Genomic DNA, 15,981 nt, shown 5'->3' with positions numbered 1-15,981 from the left:
TGGCAGTTGTCGGGGGTGAGGCGTTTGTGGGCCAGGCCCGGACGGCACACCATCACGCTGCGCAGCTTGCCGCATTCGGAATGCACACCAAATTTGCCGGTCATGATGAATCCTTTCAGATAAGTAATCGCATAAACCTTTTTCCGTACACTCCCTTGCCGGGGCAAAGGAGTGGAAAGCAAAAGGCTGGCTTCAGTTTTCGGTCTCGTAACGTTCTTTGATCTGCCAGACATACACTGGCAAACCCAGCATCAGCAGCAAAATCCCCCACATCACAATCTCGGCACCGGCACCAAACAGTGCCCATACCGCGTAAAGAAAACCGATGGAGGAGAAGATCAGCGGCGCGGTAAAGTCACGCCGGGTGTATTTGCCCTTTTGCATCAGCATGATGGCCAGCAGCGCCATCGCGCAGAAGGCATAGGGCAGCAAGGTGGTGGCGGTGGCCAGCAGGATGATGAATTCAAAAATCTTCACCCCGCCCTCCCCGCCGGCGTATTTCATCGCCAGCAGTACCGTCACCAGGCCGCTGGACAGCAGCAGGCCGAACAGCGGCACCCCCTGGCGGTTGGTCTGACCAAAGCGGCGCGGGAACAGCTTGTCCCTGGCAGCGGCATGGGGTACATGGGCTTGCATCAGGCTCCAGCCATTGAGTGCGCCAAAGCAGGACACCACCGCCCCCAGCCCCACCACCCAGTAGGCCCAGTCGCCCCACATCAGGCGGGCGGCATCGGCAAACGGGGCTTGAGAATTGGCCAGCATGGCCGGTGACATCACCCCCATCAGCGACACCGTGGACAGGATGTACAGCACGGTGGCCAGCAAGGTGCCGATGACGGTGGCACGCGGAATGGTCTTGCTGGGGTTGACCACATCACCGGCAGGAACCGAGGCCGACTCCAGTCCCAGAAACGCCCACAGGGTGAGCGCCATGGTGGCGGAAACCGAACTCATCAAAGGCTTGCCGTGCGGGTTGAACACCAGGTTTTCCGGGTGCATGTAGAAGAAGCCGATAAAGGTGACGGCTGCCAGTGGCAGCAGTTTGAGTACGGTAGTCACCACCGCCACCAGGCCGGAACTGCGTGCACCGCGGCTGTTGATCCAGGTAACGGTCCAGATCAGGCCGATGGAAAAAGCCCCCGCCAGCAGGTTGTCCTGCCCCAGTTGCGGGAAAAACACCTGCATATAGCTGGTGGCAGCCACCGCCAGGGCGGCGTTGCCCGCCCACAAGGCTATCCAGTAACCCCAGGCTATCCAGAACCCGGCAAAGTCGCCAAAGCCGGCATGGATATAAGCGTAGGGGCCACCCTCTTTGGGAATCATGGCGGAAAGCCGGGCAAACACCAGCGCCAGACAAATGGCACCGGCCGAGGTTATTGCCCAGCCGATCAGGGACATCCCCCCGTAGGGGGCTAGTGAAGCGGGAAGCAGGAATACACCGGAACCGATCATATTGCCCACCACCAGGGCGGTACACATCCACACGCCCAGTGCCGCTTTTTTTACTTTGGTCTCGCTCATGGTCTTGTCTCCATCGAGGCCGAAAATCGAAGCTGTTAAAGAACGTGTTCTGTATGAGCTTCACTATATTAGTATTTAATTATTTTGTAAATGTGCTATTTACGCATATGTAATTCCATGTCGCGGTTTTGAAAATGGCGGCCAGCGCACTCACCCGGACTACGGCCGGAGCGTGCGGAGCGGCAGCTAGCTATTAGGATGTAGATGGTTTGTGCAACCAACTCCATGTGATAAATCAAATAAATAATCCGGAATAATGACAAGCATGCGGGCGCAGCCGCCACGCGGCGGCAAGCAGTGCGGTGAGGGCAGCAAAATGGTGGTAGATGGCGGCAGGGAATGGCGGGGGATGGCTTGAAACAGGCGGGCGGGTGTGCGACAAGGCACAAACGCGGAGGCGTGGCTGACAAAAATCCTGCTGCGGCATGGCACCGCCTGGTCCTTGCCTTGCCGGGGTCGGCCAGTCTTGTTCCGGGAGCGTAGCGCCATTGGCTCAGCCTCGCGGCGAAGGCCGGGTTGAGCTTGCCGCCATCAGCATGGCGCGGGCTTGCTTACTGCGGCAGCGGCGTAGCGCCGCACAGCATCAACAGCGTGTTACAGCTGACAGGGGCCGGCCGGCACCCGAGCGAGCGACCAGTTGGCCTTGGCCCACTGCCACAATTCGGCCACGCTCTGGCAGTCGGCAGGTGGCACATGTCCCAGCCGGCACAGCGCCAGGCGCAGCTCGCGGCTGACATCGGCGGCATCGATGGCCGGAGCCAGCGTCTGCTTGGATAGCTTCTCGCCCGCCGCATTCACCAGCAGCGGCAGATGGCAGTAAGTGGGGGTGCTCAGGCCCAGGCTGCGCTGTATGTGAATCTGGCGCGGTGTCGACACCAGCAGGTCGGCACCGCGGACAATATCAGTCATGCCCTGCTCGGCATCATCCACCACCACCGCCAGCTGATAGGCCCAGTAGCCATCGGCCCGCAGCAGCACAAAATCGCCGATATCCTGCGGCAGATCCTGCTGATACGGCCCTTGCAGGCGATCGACAAAACCCACCGCCGGCTCCTCCACCCGCAGGCGCCAGGCATGGCTGGCACGCTGGCTGCGGCAGCCGGCCCGACACCAGCCCGGATAGACATAGCCATCCACGCCACGACTGGCGACGCTGGTGATTTCCTTGCGTGAGCAGCTGCAGGGATAGACCAGCCCGGCATCGATCAACTGCTGCAGCGCCGCCTGATACAGATGATGGCGCCGGCTCTGGTACACCACTTCGCCATCCCACTCGAAAGCAAAGGCCTCCAGCGTGCGCAGGATGTCGTCGGCAGCCCCGGCCACTTCGCGCGGCGGGTCCAGGTCCTCCATGCGCACCCACCACTCGCCGCCACGGCGCCGGGCTTCCAGATAGCTGCCCACGGCAGTCATCAGGGAGCCGGCATGCAGCAAGCCGGTGGGACTGGGGGCAAAACGGCCGCGATAGGGAATGCTTTGCATGACGAGAGGTTTCGGCGGTGAAAATGCAGATTGCGACACGGTGCGCTGTATTTTGGTTGATAATACCTGAGTGTATTACTCGGAAATCATCCATCCACCGGCAAGGCTGCCGGCCGCATCCCGCGGCATGTCGGGGACCGGCTGCCGCAGCTGCGGAGTATCCCGTCCCATCATCAGGAGGAATCAAACGTGGCCTACGTTGTAACCGATGCCTGCGTCAAATGCAAATACACCGATTGCGTGGATGTCTGCCCGGTGGATTGCTTCCACGAGGGGCCAAACTTTCTCGCCATCGACCCCGAGGAGTGCATAGACTGCACGCTGTGCGTGGCCGAATGCCCGGTATCGGCCATTTACGCCGAGGATGACGTGCCGGCAGACCAGCGTGTGTATATCCAGCTGAATGCGGAGCTGTCCAAGCGCTGGCCCACCATCTCGGCCAGCAAGCCGCCGCTGCCCGACCATGCCGAGTGGGCCGGGGTGACGGACAAGCTGCCCCACCTGCAGCGCGACTGAATCAGATGAACAGGTCGATGTCGCCGCCGGGCTGGGTTGCGGTCTGGCGGTCCAGCCGCTGCCGGTAAGCCGCTTCCTTGGAGGCCAGGGTGCGGCTGCCCTTGAGCTTGTGCACCAGCACCCTGCCCTCATCCGGAAAGAAATACACCTTGCGGGCAAAGCTGCCCAGCAAGTCTTCCGCCAGCAGGGGAATGCCTTCGCTCTTGAGATAGGCGCGGATGAATTCGCTGTTCTGTTCGCCGATATTCACCACCGACATGCCCTCCAGCACATTGCCGGCACCAAAGACCTTGGCCTCCAGCCGGTGACGCTGCGCCCCCAGCTTTTGCATGTCGGTAATCAGCAATTCCATGGCATTGACCCCGAAGCGTGCCGGCACGCTGGTCTGGCTATGCCAGTCACTGCCCTGCGGCAGCAGGAAGTGATTCATGCCGTGCACCCGTGCCTGCCGGTCCATCAGGCAGACCGCGACACAGGACCCCAGCAGCGTGGTCAGCATCAGCGGCTGGCGGGTGGCAAAGTACTCGCCCGGCAGAATCTTGATGGCATCGATCTGGAACTGCCGGTCGAAATACAGACGCTCGGAGGGCCGGTCGGAATAAGTCATGGCCCGGCCCTGTCATGCGGCAGGCGCAGGCAGTCCATCACCTTGTCCGCCAGTTGCGACAGTGGCTGCACATGCATCACCCCGCCCTGTGCCACGGCTTCGCGCGGCATGCCGTACACCACACAGCTGGCTTCGTCCTGGGCAAAGGTGATGGCCCCCGCCTGGCGCAACTGCAACATGCCCTGCGCGCCGTCCTTGCCCATGCCGGTCATGATCACCGCCACGGTCTGGGCCGCCGCCTGCGCGGCAAGGGAGGCAAACAACACATCCACCGATGGCCGGTGCCGGTTGACCGGTGGACTCTGGTCCAGGCAGATGACAAAACCCTGTGTCCCCTGGCCCAGCCGCATATGCGAATGACCGGGGGCGACATAGGCGACCCCGCGCAGCAGCGGCTCGCCGTCCTCGGCCTCCTTCACCTGCATGGCGCACAGCTTGTCCAGGCGCCGGGCAAAAGACAGGGTAAAGCCTTCCGGCATGTGCTGGACGATCAGCACCGGCGGGCAGCCGGCCGGCAGCTTTTCCAGGAATTCCTTGATGGCATCGGTGCCGCCGGTGGAGGCGCCCACGGCGATGATGGCATTCTGCCGCAGCAGGGCCGGGGCCACACGCGGCGGCGCGGCGGCAGCGCTGGCTGCAAACAGCGAGGGCCGGCGCAAGCGGGCGGCCGCCACCATGCGAATCTTGTCGCGGATGTCGTCGGCGTAGCTTTGCATGGTATTGCTGACATCCAGCGTCGGCTTGGGCAGAAAATCCACCGCGCCCAGTTCCAGCGCACTGAGCGTGGTTTCCGAGCCTGACTGGGTCAGCGAGGAAATCATCAATACCGGGGTCGGGCGCAAGCGCATCAGCCGGCGCAAGAACTCCAGCCCGTCCATGCGCGGCATTTCCACATCCAGGGTGATCATGTCCGGGCTGGTTTCGCGAATGCGCTCGCGCGCCACGATGGGATCGGAGGCGGTGGCCACCACCTCCATGTCGGGGGCTTCGTTGATGATGGTGGTGAGCAGGCTGCGGATCAGCGCGGAATCATCCACTACCACGATTCTTATTTTTCTGCCTGCGGCTGCGCTCATGTCATCTCCGCACGTTGTGATTAACCAGGCGATAGGCCGTTCGGCCGCAAGACTGGAAGGCGTCGCTCAGATGCTGGATGTTTTCCGAGTGCCCCAGAAACAACAGCCCGTCCGGCTGCAGGCTGGCCGCCAGCCGCTGCAGGATGGCGGCCTGGGTCGGCTTGTCGAAATAGATCAGTACATTGCGGCAGAAAATCACGTCAAAGCGTCCCATGTCCGGCCACTCGGCAGCGACCAGATTGAACTGGTAAAACGACAGCTGGTCGCGGACTTCACGCCGGATGCGCACCTTGCCGGCATTGTGCCCCACCCCGCGCAGGAAAAAGCGCTTGAGCAGGCTGCTGTCGAGCATTTTGGCCCGCTCGGCATCGTATACGCCATCGGCCGCCTGGCTCAGCACCCTGGTGTCGATATCCGAAGCCACCAGCTCCAGCCGCTGCCGGTTCAGCTGCGGCAGCGACAGCAGGGTCATGGCGATGGAGTAGGCCTCTTCGCCGGTGGACACTGCCGCGCTCCACACCCGGTAATGCCGCTCCTGCGTCACCCTTTCCATCGCATGCAGCCGCAACAGGTCGAAGTGATGCGGCTCACGGAAAAAAGCCGTGAGATTGGTGGTGAGCGCGTTGACGAAGTGTTGCCACTCCGCTTCGTCATCCGCCTTTTCCAGCAGGTCCAGATAGTCGGCAAACTGGCGCATGCCCAGCTGGCGCACGCGCTTGGCCAGCCGGGAGTAAGCCATGTGGCTCTTGCTGTCGTTCAGCGAAATGCCGACACGCTGATACAGCATCTGTCGCAAGCGACGAAAATCCGCCGCGGTAAACCTGATATCGCGCTCAGTGCTCATCGGGCATCACCGCGCGGCTCAAAACTCCTCCCATTCATCGTCGTGTTGAGCCGGTCCCGGCAGGGTCTTGATGCGCTCGGCATGGAGTGCGCTGCGGGACGATACCGGTTTGACCTGCTGGCTGGGCGCTTGCAGTCGGGCGTGCTGGCCGTGCTCCTGACCGCGCGGCGCCTTGGGTGCCGACAGGCGGGCCACCGGGCTGCCGTCGAGCCGGAAAATCGACACCGCCTCCATCAGATGACGGGCCTGCTCTTCCAGCGACTCGGCGGCGGCGGCAGCCTGCTCGACCAGGGCCGCGTTCTTCTGGGTATTCTCGTCCATCTGCGTCACTGCCAGATTGACCTGTTCGATCCCGGAGCTTTGTTCGATCGAGGCCGCCGAGATATCACTCATGATGTCGGCCACGCGGCGGATGGAGCTGACGATTTCTTCCATGGTGCGGCCGGCTTCATCCACCAGCCGGCTGCCCGACTCCACCTTGTCGACCGAGTTGCCGATCAACAGCTTGATTTCCTTGGCCGCTGCCGCCGAGCGCTGTGCCAGATTGCGCACTTCGCTGGCCACCACGGCAAAACCGCGGCCCTGTTCGCCGGCACGCGCCGCTTCCACTGCAGCATTCAGTGCCAGGATATTGGTCTGGAAGGCAATGCCGTCGATCACGCTGATGATGTCGACAATCTTCTTGGCACTGTCGTTGATCTCGTTCATGGTGGACACCACATTGCCCACCACCTGGCCGCCACGGGCCGCGATGTCGGAAGCGCCGATGGCCAGACTGTTGGCCTTTTTGGCGTTTTCCGCATTCTGTCTTACCGTGCTGGTGATTTCTTCCATGCTGGAGGCGGTTTCCTCCAGGCTGGCCGCCTGCTGTTCGGTACGACTGGACAGATTGCTGTTGCCGGCGGCAATTTCCTGCGAAGCGGTATTGATGGCCTCGGTCGATTCCTGGATATTGCCCACGATGCTGCGCAGGCGCTCCACCGTGGCATTGGTATCGGACTTGAGCTGGCCGAGCATGCCTTCGTAATCATTCTTGATGGTACGCGTCAGGTCGCCCTGGGCCAGGCCGCCCAGCACGATGGCGATGTCACCCAATGCCTGGCTGGTCACGCTCAACAGCTGGTTAACGCCTTCGGACAGCACGCGGAAGAAGCCGGTCTTGCCCTCCACCACCAGCCGCGAAGCATAATCGCCCTTGCCGGCGGCACTGACGATGGCTTCCACCTCCTTCTCGATCAGCACTTCGCCGGTACGGTCCTTCCACTCCACCACCGTTCCCAGCCGCTCGCCCTCGCTGCCGAAGACCGGATTGGCAGTCAGCGAGAAATGACGGCCACCGACGGCAATTTCAGCCTTGTAAGTGCTGCGCAGATTGGCCAGCAGATCGCGCTGGTGCGCCGGATTGCGGTGGAAGATGTCCATGCTGCTGCCCAGCACATGGCGGGCACTGAAATTGGGCAGGGCCTTGCGCAGGTCAGCCTCGGCCGTCGCCAGCATTTCCAGCACGCTGTGATTCACATAGATGATGTTGCGCTCGTTATCGGCAATCATCACATTGGTGGTGACATTGTCCAGGGCGCTGCGGATGCGGGCGTTTTCTGCCGCCACCGCACGCTCGGCATCGATGCGCTGCTGTTCGATGGCCTGCTGCGCCAGCTCGGCAGTACGGTCTATCCACTCCACGCCATAGCCCAGCCGCTCGCCGGAACGGCCGTTGATTGGCGTCAGGATCAGCTGGAAGGTACGGCCACCGACATGGATGGTGCTCTGGTGCGGGTTGCGCAGCTGCTGCATCAGTCCACGCTGATGCGCCGGGTTGCGATGGAACTGGTCGATATTGCTGCCCAGCAGGGAGCGGGCGGTAAATTGTGGCAAGTCGCGGCGAATATCGCTTTCGGCCTGGGCAAACATATTGATGACCGACTGGTTGGCATACACCACATTGAAGTTGGCATCGGCAATCATCATATTGGTGGCGGCGTTATCCAGTGCATTGCGCACACGGATGTTCTCCACCGCCTTGTCCGCGGCCTGGCGGATGTAGGCAAACAGGCTGCTGTTGTCATTGGCGGCCACTTTCAGTTCGGTGGTGACCTCACCTGCCGCCAGCTCCTGCATCAGCTTGACCGCCGCCGCAGGCTCGCCGCCGATCTGCCGCAACAGGGAGCGGCTGATCAGCCAGCCGGCGAGCACGGCGATCAGCACCGCGGCCGCCATCAGCGCGTTCAGCAGGGCCACCGCGCCATTGGCGCGTTCCAGCGTGCCTTGCGCCACCTGCCGGGACAGCCCCTCCTCGAACTTGATGTAATCATCGGCCGCCTTGAGGTAGTCCAGCTGGGTGGCACGCAGGGTTTGCAGCAGATAGCTCTTGGCTTCTTCTTCCTGCCCTGCCACCAGGTGCTGGCGGAACACTGCCAGTTGCTGGCGATAGCTGGCCTCGACCGTACGCAGGCGGTCGAACAGCCCCTGCCCTTCGGCCGGCACGCCGCTGGACAAGCTGCTCATCTGCCGGCTGATCAGCGTCAGTGACTCGTCGATCTGCTTTTGCTGCTGCTCCAGCACCACCGGGTCTTTGGACAGCAGCAAGGTCCGGGTAGCCCGGGCGGTGTTATTGACGTTATCCACCACCTTGTTGGCCTCGGCCGCGCGTGGCACATGGATGCTGGCGATTTCGTCGATATCGCTGCGCAGGCTGTGGATCTGTGCAATCGCCAGCGCCATGGCGGCGATGATCACCACGACCAGCAGGCCGAAGCCCAGCAGCAAGCGGTGTGACACTTTCATATTATTCATATTCACCTCTCCAAAACGCCATGTCGGCCTCAGCCACGGTCGGTCATATCCACCAGCGCCATTTCGTCACTGCTCATCAGGCGCTCGATATCCACAATAATCACCATGCGCTCCCCCTGGGTGCCCAGGCCCTCGATATACGTGGTTTCCACCACGGAACCAAATTCCGGCGGGTCGCGCAGTTCATCCTCAGCCAGCTGGATCACATCGGACACGCCATCCACCACCATCCCCACCGTCCGCTGGAAGATATTGAGAATGATCACCACCGTGAATGCGTTGTAGACCGGTTCGCCCAGCCCGAACTTGATGCGCATGTCGACAATCGGCACGATGCTGCCTCGCAGATTGACCACGCCCTTGATGAAGGCCGGCGCGTTGGCGATGCGCGTGACCGCATCGTAGCCACGAATCTCCTGCACTTTCAGGATGTCGATCCCGTATTCTTCCTGCCCCAGGGTAAACACCAGCAGCTCACGCACTGCCTTGCTCTGCCCCTGATGGTATTCCAGCTGTTCTGCCATCGGTTCTGCCTTCCCCTCATGCCTCGTCTGTCATGGCCAGTCGCGCCGTCGTTTGCGCCGGTCGCTGGTTGTGCCGGGCGATGATCGATATATCCAGAATCAGGGCCACCCGGCCATCGCCCATGATGGTGGCGCCGGAGATGCCCTCTACCTTGCGATAATTGCTTTCCAGGTTCTTCACCACAAACTGCTGCTGGCCGATGAGTTCATCCACCAGCAGGGCCAGCTGGTAACCGCCGGCCTCGACGATGACCAGAATGGCACGGGTGGGGTCGCTGGCGGCGCTGGCATCCGCATTGCCGAAAAAGGTGGCCAGCGACACGATGGGCAGGTACTGACCACGCACATTCACCAGCTGGCCGCGCCCTGCCACCGTTTTCAGTTCCGCGGCCTGCGGCTGCAGCGACTCCAGCACAAACGACAGCGGGATGACATAGATGTCCTGCCCGACCCGCACCGACATGCCATCCATGATGGCCAGTGTCAGCGGCAGGCGGATGCTGATGGTGGTGCCGAAATCCGGCATGGAGTCGATATCGATGCGCCCGCCCATGCTCTGGATATTGCGCTTGACCACATCCATGCCCACGCCGCGGCCGGACACATCGGTCACTTCGGTGGCGGTGGAGAAACCGGCCTCGAAAATCAGCCCCCACACCTCGCTGTCGCTCAGCGCATCGCTGACCGGCATGCCGCGCTCGCGCGCCTTGGCCAGGATGCGTTCACGATTGAGGCCGGCGCCATCGTCGGTGACTTCAATCACGATGCTGCTGCCCTGATGAAAGGCACGCAACGTCAACCGCCCCACCGCCGACTTGCCCTTGGCCACCCGGATTTCGGGCGACTCCACCCCATGGTCCAGGCTGTTGCGCACCAGATGGGTCAGCGGATCGGCCAGCTTTTCGATAAAGCCTTTGTCCAGCTCGGTATTTTCACCCACCATTTTCAATTCGATCTGCTTGCCCAGCTTGGCGGCCAGATCACGTACCACACGCGGAAAACGGTTGAAGACAAAGGCGATGGGCGTCATGCGAATGGACATCACCGCTTCCTGCAATTCGCGCGAATTGCGCTGCAAGGCCGAGATGCCCCCCAGCAGGCGTTCGTATTGCACGGCGTCCAGCTCCTGGCTGGACTGGGTGAGCATGGACTGGGTGATGACCAGCTCGCCCACCAGGTTCAGCAGCAGGTCGACCTTGTCGATATTCACCCGGATGGAATTTTCCACCGCCGGTGCGGCACGCTCCGGTCGCGGCGCAGCCACCGCTGCCGGCACCGGTGCCGGCGCCACGCTCGGTGCGGGCGCAGCCGGCTCCAGCGGTGCAAACAGGCCGAAACCTTCTTCCTCATGCAGCATGATCGGCGCAGCCGGCGCGGCAGCTGGCGCGGCGACCGGGGCGAACAAGCCGAAACCGTCTTCTTCATGCAGCATGTCCGGCGCCGGCGCGCTGTCGCCGCTGCTGGCAGTCAGCGGAGCGAACAAGCCGAAGCCATCGTCTTCAAAGGCAATGCCGGGGGCGGCAGCCTCGGTCGGGATGGCAATGCTGGAGGAAAGAAACAGTCCGAAATCGCCTTCGTCCTGCTGGCCATGATCCTGGGTAATGCGGAAATGCTCGGGCGAAATGGAAAAGGCCAGGGATTCGGCCACTTCGTCCGCGGCCAGGGTTGAGGTGAAAATCAACACCCAGGGCAGCTGATCGCCGCCCCCTCCTTCTTGCACCACGCTCAATTCGCCCAGCGCGGTCAGCGACTGCAACAGCGCCTGGTAATCGGTGGCCGGCAGGCAGCAGTCCAGCTCGATATACAGCGTGGTGCAAACGGCAGGCTCGGCGGCTGACGGTGGCGGCGCCACCTCCGGCTGCTGTTCGGCGCTGCCGCCGGCCACCAGCCCTTCCAGCCAGCCCTCCAGCTCACTGACCACCGACCGCGCCACCGGCGCGCCGCCACGGTGTGCGCCCAGCATGCCGGCCAGCACATCCTTGGCATTCAGGCAGGCGTCCACCATGTCGGCAGTCAGCCGCATGCAGCCCTTGCGCACCTTGTCCAGCAGGTTTTCCAGGATATGGGTCAGCGCCGCCAGATCGGCAAAGCCGAAAGTCGCCGCACCGCCCTTGATGGAGTGGGCGGCACGGAAGATGGCGTTAAGGTCTTCGCCGTCCGGTGCCGCCAGATCTATCCCCAGCAGCACGGACTCCATGGTGGCCAGATGTTCGTCGGTTTCATCAAAGAACACCTGATGAAACTGCGACATATCGATTGACACGATGCTTCCCCTTACTCCGCAGTCCGGATAGTCAGCTGTGGAACCCGCCTGCTGTCGCCCGGTACATCACCATCAGTCTGGGCAATCAGCCAACCAGCCGCTTTACCACGTCCAGCAGCTTTTGCGGATCAAACGGCTTGACCAGCCAGCCGGTGGCACCGGCAGCACGCCCCAGCGATTTCATCTGATCGCTCGACTCGGTGGTCAGCATCAGGATGGGCGTGGTGCCATAGGCCGGCAATTTGCGCAGGGCGCGAATCAGGTTCAGGCCGTCCATGCCCGGCATGTTCTGGTCGGTCAGGATCAGGTCAAAGCTGTCGGCCTGGGCCCGTGCCAGACCACCATTGCCATCCACGGCCTCCACCACCTCATAGCCCGCACTTTTGAGAGTAAAGGTCACCATCTGACGGATTGACGCCGAATCATCGACGGTCAGTACTTTTTTTGGCATGTTGTTCCCACTTTTCTTTTGTTCACGCTCAAAACAAATCGATGCTGCCGCTCTGCATCTGCCCCTGCGCCACCGGATTATTGGAGAGGCTGATTTGCAGTTCTGCCAGCCGGGCAGAGGCTCTCACCTCCCACTGCCCTTGTTGTTGCTGCTTGTTGCTGGTCAATTCCATCATTTCCTCGATGCCGTACAAGCGCTTGCCGACATGGGCAATCAGTTGCGACACCATGTCCTGAAACTGCAGCGAGCGTACGGCATCGCCCACATGGTCAGACAACAAACCGACACCGTGGCGCAGGCGGCTGATCGATTCGGCCATCATGTCGTCCATCACCCGGATGCGCGACGACGTGTCATCCAGCCGCTGCTTGGCCTGCAAGGTAAACATCATGTCCTGCGACGCCAGCTGGTTGATCAGCCCCTCGGCATGCTCGACCGAGCCATTCACGCGGTTGATCAGATTGCGGATTTCGTCACTGAAACTGCTGGTACGGCCTGACAGATGACGCACTTCCTCGGCCACCACGGCAAAGCCCCTGCCGGCCTCGCCGGCCCTGGCCGCCTCGATGGAAGCGTTCAAGGCCAGCATATTGGTTTGGTTGGTGATGGAGTGGATCTCGTCCAGCAGCAGGATGACCCCCTGCATCTCCTGGCCTATCGACTCCATCTGCTCCACCAGCAACATGGCCAGTCGGCTGTTTTCTACCGTTTTCTCGACAAAGCTGCCCATGGCATTGGCAATTTCATTGACGAAAGTGCTGAATGACATGGCATGCGAGTCGATGCCCACCTCGCCTTTGGCCAGGCTTTCGGCGAGCTGCAACTGTGCAGCGGCCTCCTGCGACAGGCCGGAAAAACTGTTGACCAGGGTCAGTACCGCATCCTGGATCAGTGTCTGCACCCGGCTCACCTCCAGCTTGGACTGGGAGATCTGCTCCTGGATGAAGTCAAGGCAGTCAGGCGCAACAGGTGCGGTCTGGCTGTTGCCGGCATCCGCCTCTTCCCTATCGATCACCTTCGGCTCCTTGGCTAGATACACAAAATGCAATACGAACAGCATGCTGGCGACAAGTGGCAGGGCCAGGCTCCATGCCACAGCCCCCCAGAGTGGGCCACTGAGCAACACCAGTACCGAAATCAGGCAAAGACCGCACGCCATGACACGCCGCTGCCAATAGAAAAACACCATGTAGCCCCCGGTCACTCAGCAAAATTGCCAATGTACTATCTTCTTCATCAACCAAGACGTCAGCTTAATCAAGAAAGAAATCGACCGGACGGTGTAAATAACTGTTTTTACCTATTTAAGGATTAACTATTCATGTTTCAGGGTTTTTGAACATCCCAGGCCAAACGACTACCTGTCAGAACATATGGACCGGGCCGGTGCGGATGCAAACCCCGGCTGGTGCTGAGCCCGGCATGACCGGCATCACTTGATGGTGAACATCTTGTTGAAGCAGGCAATTTCCAGCACTTGCAACACGGTGTCGCGACAGTTGATCAGCGACATAGACTTTTTCTGGCTGGTTGCGCGCTCTTTCAACAGCAGCAGCATGCCCAGCGCCGAGCTGTCCAGGAAGGGCACCTGATCGAAGTCGACCTGGATCTCCTGCACTGCCGGATTTTCCAGCAACTCCTGACTGGCAAGGCGGAAATCCTTGTGCAGGTTGAAATCGAACTGACCAACCAGAACGAGCGTACCCACCTGACCTTCTACTTTAACCACTGGCTTCATCATCAATCCCCCTGATTCACATTACACATCCATGGCTCCCATCCCGCGGCAGGGGAGAGTCAATTCGAAATAAGCACCGCCTTGTACACGATCACCGCCCACCACCTTGCCTGCCAGTTCTTCCGCCACCTTTTTCACGATGGACAGCCCCAGGCCGGTTCCGCCAGGCCGGGTGGTAAAGAAAGGTTCGAACAGCCTGGCAGGGTCAGCGCCCTGCAAGCCGACGCCATCGTCCTCCACCCGGAAACAGACCTGCTCATCCTGCAGGGACACCGTGAGGCCGATACGACCGCCTTCCGGCGAAAAATGCATGGCATTTTCCAGCAGATTCACCAGCGCCCCCTGCAGGGCCTTGCGATCGCCCATTACCGTTATGGCAGAAGGCAGCAGGTTATTGCAATCCCAAATCATGCCACGCTCATGACATTGCGGTATCAGTACCGCAGCAACATCCTCGACCAGCGCCGCGACATCAAGCCACTCCAGCGCACTTGTCTGGCCACGCACAAACCCCAGCATGTTCTGGATCAGCCCCTCCAGCGCCTTCATCCGCGCCAGGCTCTTGTCGACGAATTTCGCCCGGTCCTCCGGCCGCAAGCCTTCCTGCTTGAGGTTGGCGGTATAAAGCATTGCCGTGGCCAGTGGCGTGCGCAACTGGTGTGCCAGCGACGCCGCCATGCCGCCCATGGCCGCCAGCTTTTGCTGGTGGGCCAGCTCCACGGTCAGATGATGCAGGCGGCTGACATCATGCAGCAGCACGATGCGCCCTCCCGAGGCCGGCAGATCCTGATATTGCAAGGCCAGCCGACGGGCAGCCTCCTGCTGTGGCAAGGTATAGGTGCCGTCCAATTCGGAGCGCGTCCAGCCGGCCATGACCGCATCCCAGGCCAGCCCGTCATGCTTGCCTTGCAGCAAGAGCCGGGCCGCCGGGTTTTCCGCCACCACCACGCCATCGGCAGCCAGTTGCACCACGCCGGCAGGGAGCGCTTCCAGCAGCATGCCCAGTCTTTCTGCAAGTTCGGCGTTTTCGTCACGCTGTTTTCGCAATTGGTTGTTAGCCTCATCCAACTGCGCATTCAGCACGTTAACCTGCACTTCAAGCTGGCGGTATGCGTCAATCAACTGACTGGACACCGTATTGAACTGCTCGAAAGCCGCCTCCAGCATCTCCTGGTCTTTCAAATTTGATGCTGTCTTGGCCATGTTTAGCGTCGTATTTGTAAAAAGGACTTAAACAGTATGATAATGACTAAGTCTGAGCCAAGCCAACTTAAAGTCTGATCTGAGCCAAGACTGTTTTCAAAGAAAGCTGGGAAAATGAATAATTGGCGTATACAACGGGAGTATTGCGCCACCACAACGAACCGATGCAGCGGAGGTTTCTGTGTCAGAGCTTCTTAAAAAAATTGATGCCAGAACAAAACTGGCGGGGACCAACAAGCTGGAAATCCTGCTGTTCTCCCTGGGTCACGATCAGCGTACCGGGAGAAAGGAAATTTTCGGCATCAACGTGTTCAAGGTACGCGAAGTCATGCGCACCCCTGAAATCACGTCTGCCCCGGAAATGCCATCATCAGTAGAAGGCATGGTCAGCCTGCGCGGCTCGCTGGTGCCGGTGATCGATCTGGCCAAATACGCCGGCATCGTTACCAGCAACAAGCCGGAAATCATGATCGTCACCGAATACAACGGCCACACCCAGGGCTTTCTGGTCGAGGCGGTGGACACCATCCTGCGCCTGGACTGGTCCGCCATGCGCGTGCCGCCGGACATGATCACCAACCGCATGGCCGGCCTGGTGACCGCCGTCACCGAGCTGGACCAGGGCACGCTGGTGATGATGATGGACGTGGAAAAAGTGCTGGCGGAAACCTCGCTGGTGGATGATTCGCACCACTTCATCAATATCGAGCCGGTAAAAGAAGAACGCATGATCTTCTTCACCGATGACTCCGCCGTCGCCCGCAAGCAGATCGAACGCACCCTGGATGCCATGCAGGTCAAGTACGCCTATGCCATCAACGGCATGCGCGCCTGGGAAGAACTGCAAAAAATGGCCATGCAGGCCGAACTGTCCGGCAAGCGCCTGTGCGAAAGCCTGCACCTGGTGCTGACCGACGTGGAAATGCCGGAAATGGACGGCTATATGCTGACCAAGCTGATCAA

At 60.9% G+C, this 15,981-nt stretch carries 14 protein-coding genes; 2 read left to right on the top strand and 12 right to left on the bottom strand.

Annotation, left to right across the window (positions count from 1 at the left end; translation table 11 throughout):
- Nucleotides 1-192 precede the first annotated feature (192 nt).
- Together DFR38_RS20640 and gluQRS are read right to left on the bottom strand one after the other, a co-directional pair.
- Nucleotides 193-1,521, bottom strand: a complete 1,329-nt coding sequence (locus DFR38_RS20640) for an amino acid permease (RefSeq protein WP_059287190.1) — start codon at nt 1,519-1,521, stop codon at nt 193-195.
- 594 nt (nt 1,522-2,115) lie between these two features.
- Nucleotides 2,116-3,003 carry a tRNA glutamyl-Q(34) synthetase GluQRS gene (gene gluQRS / locus DFR38_RS20635; RefSeq protein WP_110313874.1) on the bottom strand — a complete coding sequence of 296 codons (888 nt, stop codon included), beginning with the start codon at nt 3,001-3,003 and terminating at the stop codon, nt 2,116-2,118.
- A 189-nt stretch (nt 3,004-3,192) separates the two neighbouring features.
- Between gluQRS and fdxA the strand changes: the two genes are divergently transcribed.
- On the top strand, nt 3,193-3,519 hold the full coding sequence (gene fdxA / locus DFR38_RS20630) for a ferredoxin FdxA (RefSeq protein ID WP_059287189.1): 327 nt from the start codon (nt 3,193-3,195) through the stop codon (nt 3,517-3,519).
- Nucleotide 3,520: 1 nt separating this feature from the next.
- Here the strand turns inward: fdxA and cheD are convergent, their stop codons facing one another.
- From cheD to DFR38_RS20580, 10 genes are all read right to left on the bottom strand, one after another.
- Nucleotides 3,521-4,126, bottom strand: a complete 606-nt coding sequence (cheD, locus tag DFR38_RS20625) for a chemoreceptor glutamine deamidase CheD (protein ID WP_059287188.1) — start codon at nt 4,124-4,126, stop codon at nt 3,521-3,523.
- Complete coding sequence (locus DFR38_RS20620) at nt 4,123-5,202, bottom strand: protein-glutamate methylesterase/protein-glutamine glutaminase (RefSeq protein ID WP_110313873.1); 1,080 nt, start codon at nt 5,200-5,202, stop codon at nt 4,123-4,125. The genes cheD and DFR38_RS20620 overlap by 4 nt, the downstream gene beginning before the upstream one ends.
- Nucleotide 5,203: 1 nt before the next feature.
- Complete coding sequence (locus DFR38_RS20615) at nt 5,204-6,046, bottom strand: CheR family methyltransferase (RefSeq protein WP_059287669.1); 843 nt, start codon at nt 6,044-6,046, stop codon at nt 5,204-5,206.
- Nucleotides 6,047-6,064: 18 nt separating this feature from the next.
- Nucleotides 6,065-8,839, bottom strand: a complete 2,775-nt coding sequence (locus tag DFR38_RS21805; RefSeq protein WP_211310801.1) for a methyl-accepting chemotaxis protein — start codon at nt 8,837-8,839, stop codon at nt 6,065-6,067.
- 29 nt (nt 8,840-8,868) lie between these two features.
- A complete protein-coding gene (locus DFR38_RS20605; protein WP_059287460.1) occupies nt 8,869-9,363 on the bottom strand; it encodes a chemotaxis protein CheW in 495 nt (164 codons plus the stop codon).
- A gap of 16 nt (nt 9,364-9,379) precedes the next feature.
- A complete protein-coding gene (locus DFR38_RS20600; protein WP_110313872.1) occupies nt 9,380-11,626 on the bottom strand; it encodes a chemotaxis protein CheW in 2,247 nt (748 codons plus the stop codon).
- Between the two features lie 85 nt (nt 11,627-11,711).
- On the bottom strand, nt 11,712-12,077 hold the full coding sequence (locus tag DFR38_RS20595) for a response regulator (protein ID WP_059287422.1): 366 nt from the start codon (nt 12,075-12,077) through the stop codon (nt 11,712-11,714).
- Between the two features lie 28 nt (nt 12,078-12,105).
- Nucleotides 12,106-13,092 carry a methyl-accepting chemotaxis protein gene (locus DFR38_RS21765; RefSeq protein ID WP_158527784.1) on the bottom strand — a complete coding sequence of 329 codons (987 nt, stop codon included), beginning with the start codon at nt 13,090-13,092 and terminating at the stop codon, nt 12,106-12,108.
- 417 nt (nt 13,093-13,509) lie between these two features.
- Nucleotides 13,510-13,818, bottom strand: a complete 309-nt coding sequence (locus DFR38_RS20585; protein ID WP_233170603.1) for an STAS domain-containing protein — start codon at nt 13,816-13,818, stop codon at nt 13,510-13,512.
- Between the two features lie 18 nt (nt 13,819-13,836).
- On the bottom strand, nt 13,837-14,997 hold the full coding sequence (locus tag DFR38_RS20580; RefSeq protein ID WP_059287424.1) for a sensor histidine kinase: 1,161 nt from the start codon (nt 14,995-14,997) through the stop codon (nt 13,837-13,839).
- 202 nt (nt 14,998-15,199) lie between these two features.
- Between DFR38_RS20580 and DFR38_RS20575 the strand changes: the two genes are divergently transcribed.
- Nucleotides 15,200-15,981, top strand: a 782-nt coding sequence (locus DFR38_RS20575) for a chemotaxis protein (protein ID WP_110313871.1), incomplete at its 3' end; no start/stop codon positions are given.

The organism is Aquitalea magnusonii (assembly GCF_003202035.1).
Classification (GTDB): Bacteria; Pseudomonadota; Gammaproteobacteria; order Burkholderiales; family Chromobacteriaceae; genus Aquitalea; species Aquitalea magnusonii.
This window is presented reverse-complemented; position numbering and strand designations above follow the sequence as displayed.

What these genes read in the sequence shown, in the direction of transcription:
- DFR38_RS20605 (WP_059287460.1), bottom strand. Translation starts at nt 9,363, where the DNA reads ATGGCAGAACAGCTGGAATACCATCAGGGGCAGAGCAAGGCAGTGCGT.
- DFR38_RS20595 (WP_059287422.1), bottom strand. Translation starts at nt 12,077, where the DNA reads ATGCCAAAAAAAGTACTGACCGTCGATGATTCGGCGTCAATCCGTCAG.
- cheD (WP_059287188.1), bottom strand. Translation starts at nt 4,126, where the DNA reads ATGACTTATTCCGACCGGCCCTCCGAGCGTCTGTATTTCGACCGGCAG.
- DFR38_RS21805 (WP_211310801.1), bottom strand. Translation starts at nt 8,839, where the DNA reads ATGAATAATATGAAAGTGTCACACCGCTTGCTGCTGGGCTTCGGCCTG.
- DFR38_RS20640 (WP_059287190.1), bottom strand. Translation starts at nt 1,521, where the DNA reads ATGAGCGAGACCAAAGTAAAAAAAGCGGCACTGGGCGTGTGGATGTGT.
- DFR38_RS20615 (WP_059287669.1), bottom strand. Translation starts at nt 6,046, where the DNA reads ATGAGCACTGAGCGCGATATCAGGTTTACCGCGGCGGATTTTCGTCGC.
- gluQRS (WP_110313874.1), bottom strand. Translation starts at nt 3,003, where the DNA reads ATGCAAAGCATTCCCTATCGCGGCCGTTTTGCCCCCAGTCCCACCGGC.
- DFR38_RS20585 (WP_233170603.1), bottom strand. Translation starts at nt 13,818, where the DNA reads ATGATGAAGCCAGTGGTTAAAGTAGAAGGTCAGGTGGGTACGCTCGTT.
- DFR38_RS20620 (WP_110313873.1), bottom strand. Translation starts at nt 5,202, where the DNA reads ATGAGCGCAGCCGCAGGCAGAAAAATAAGAATCGTGGTAGTGGATGAT.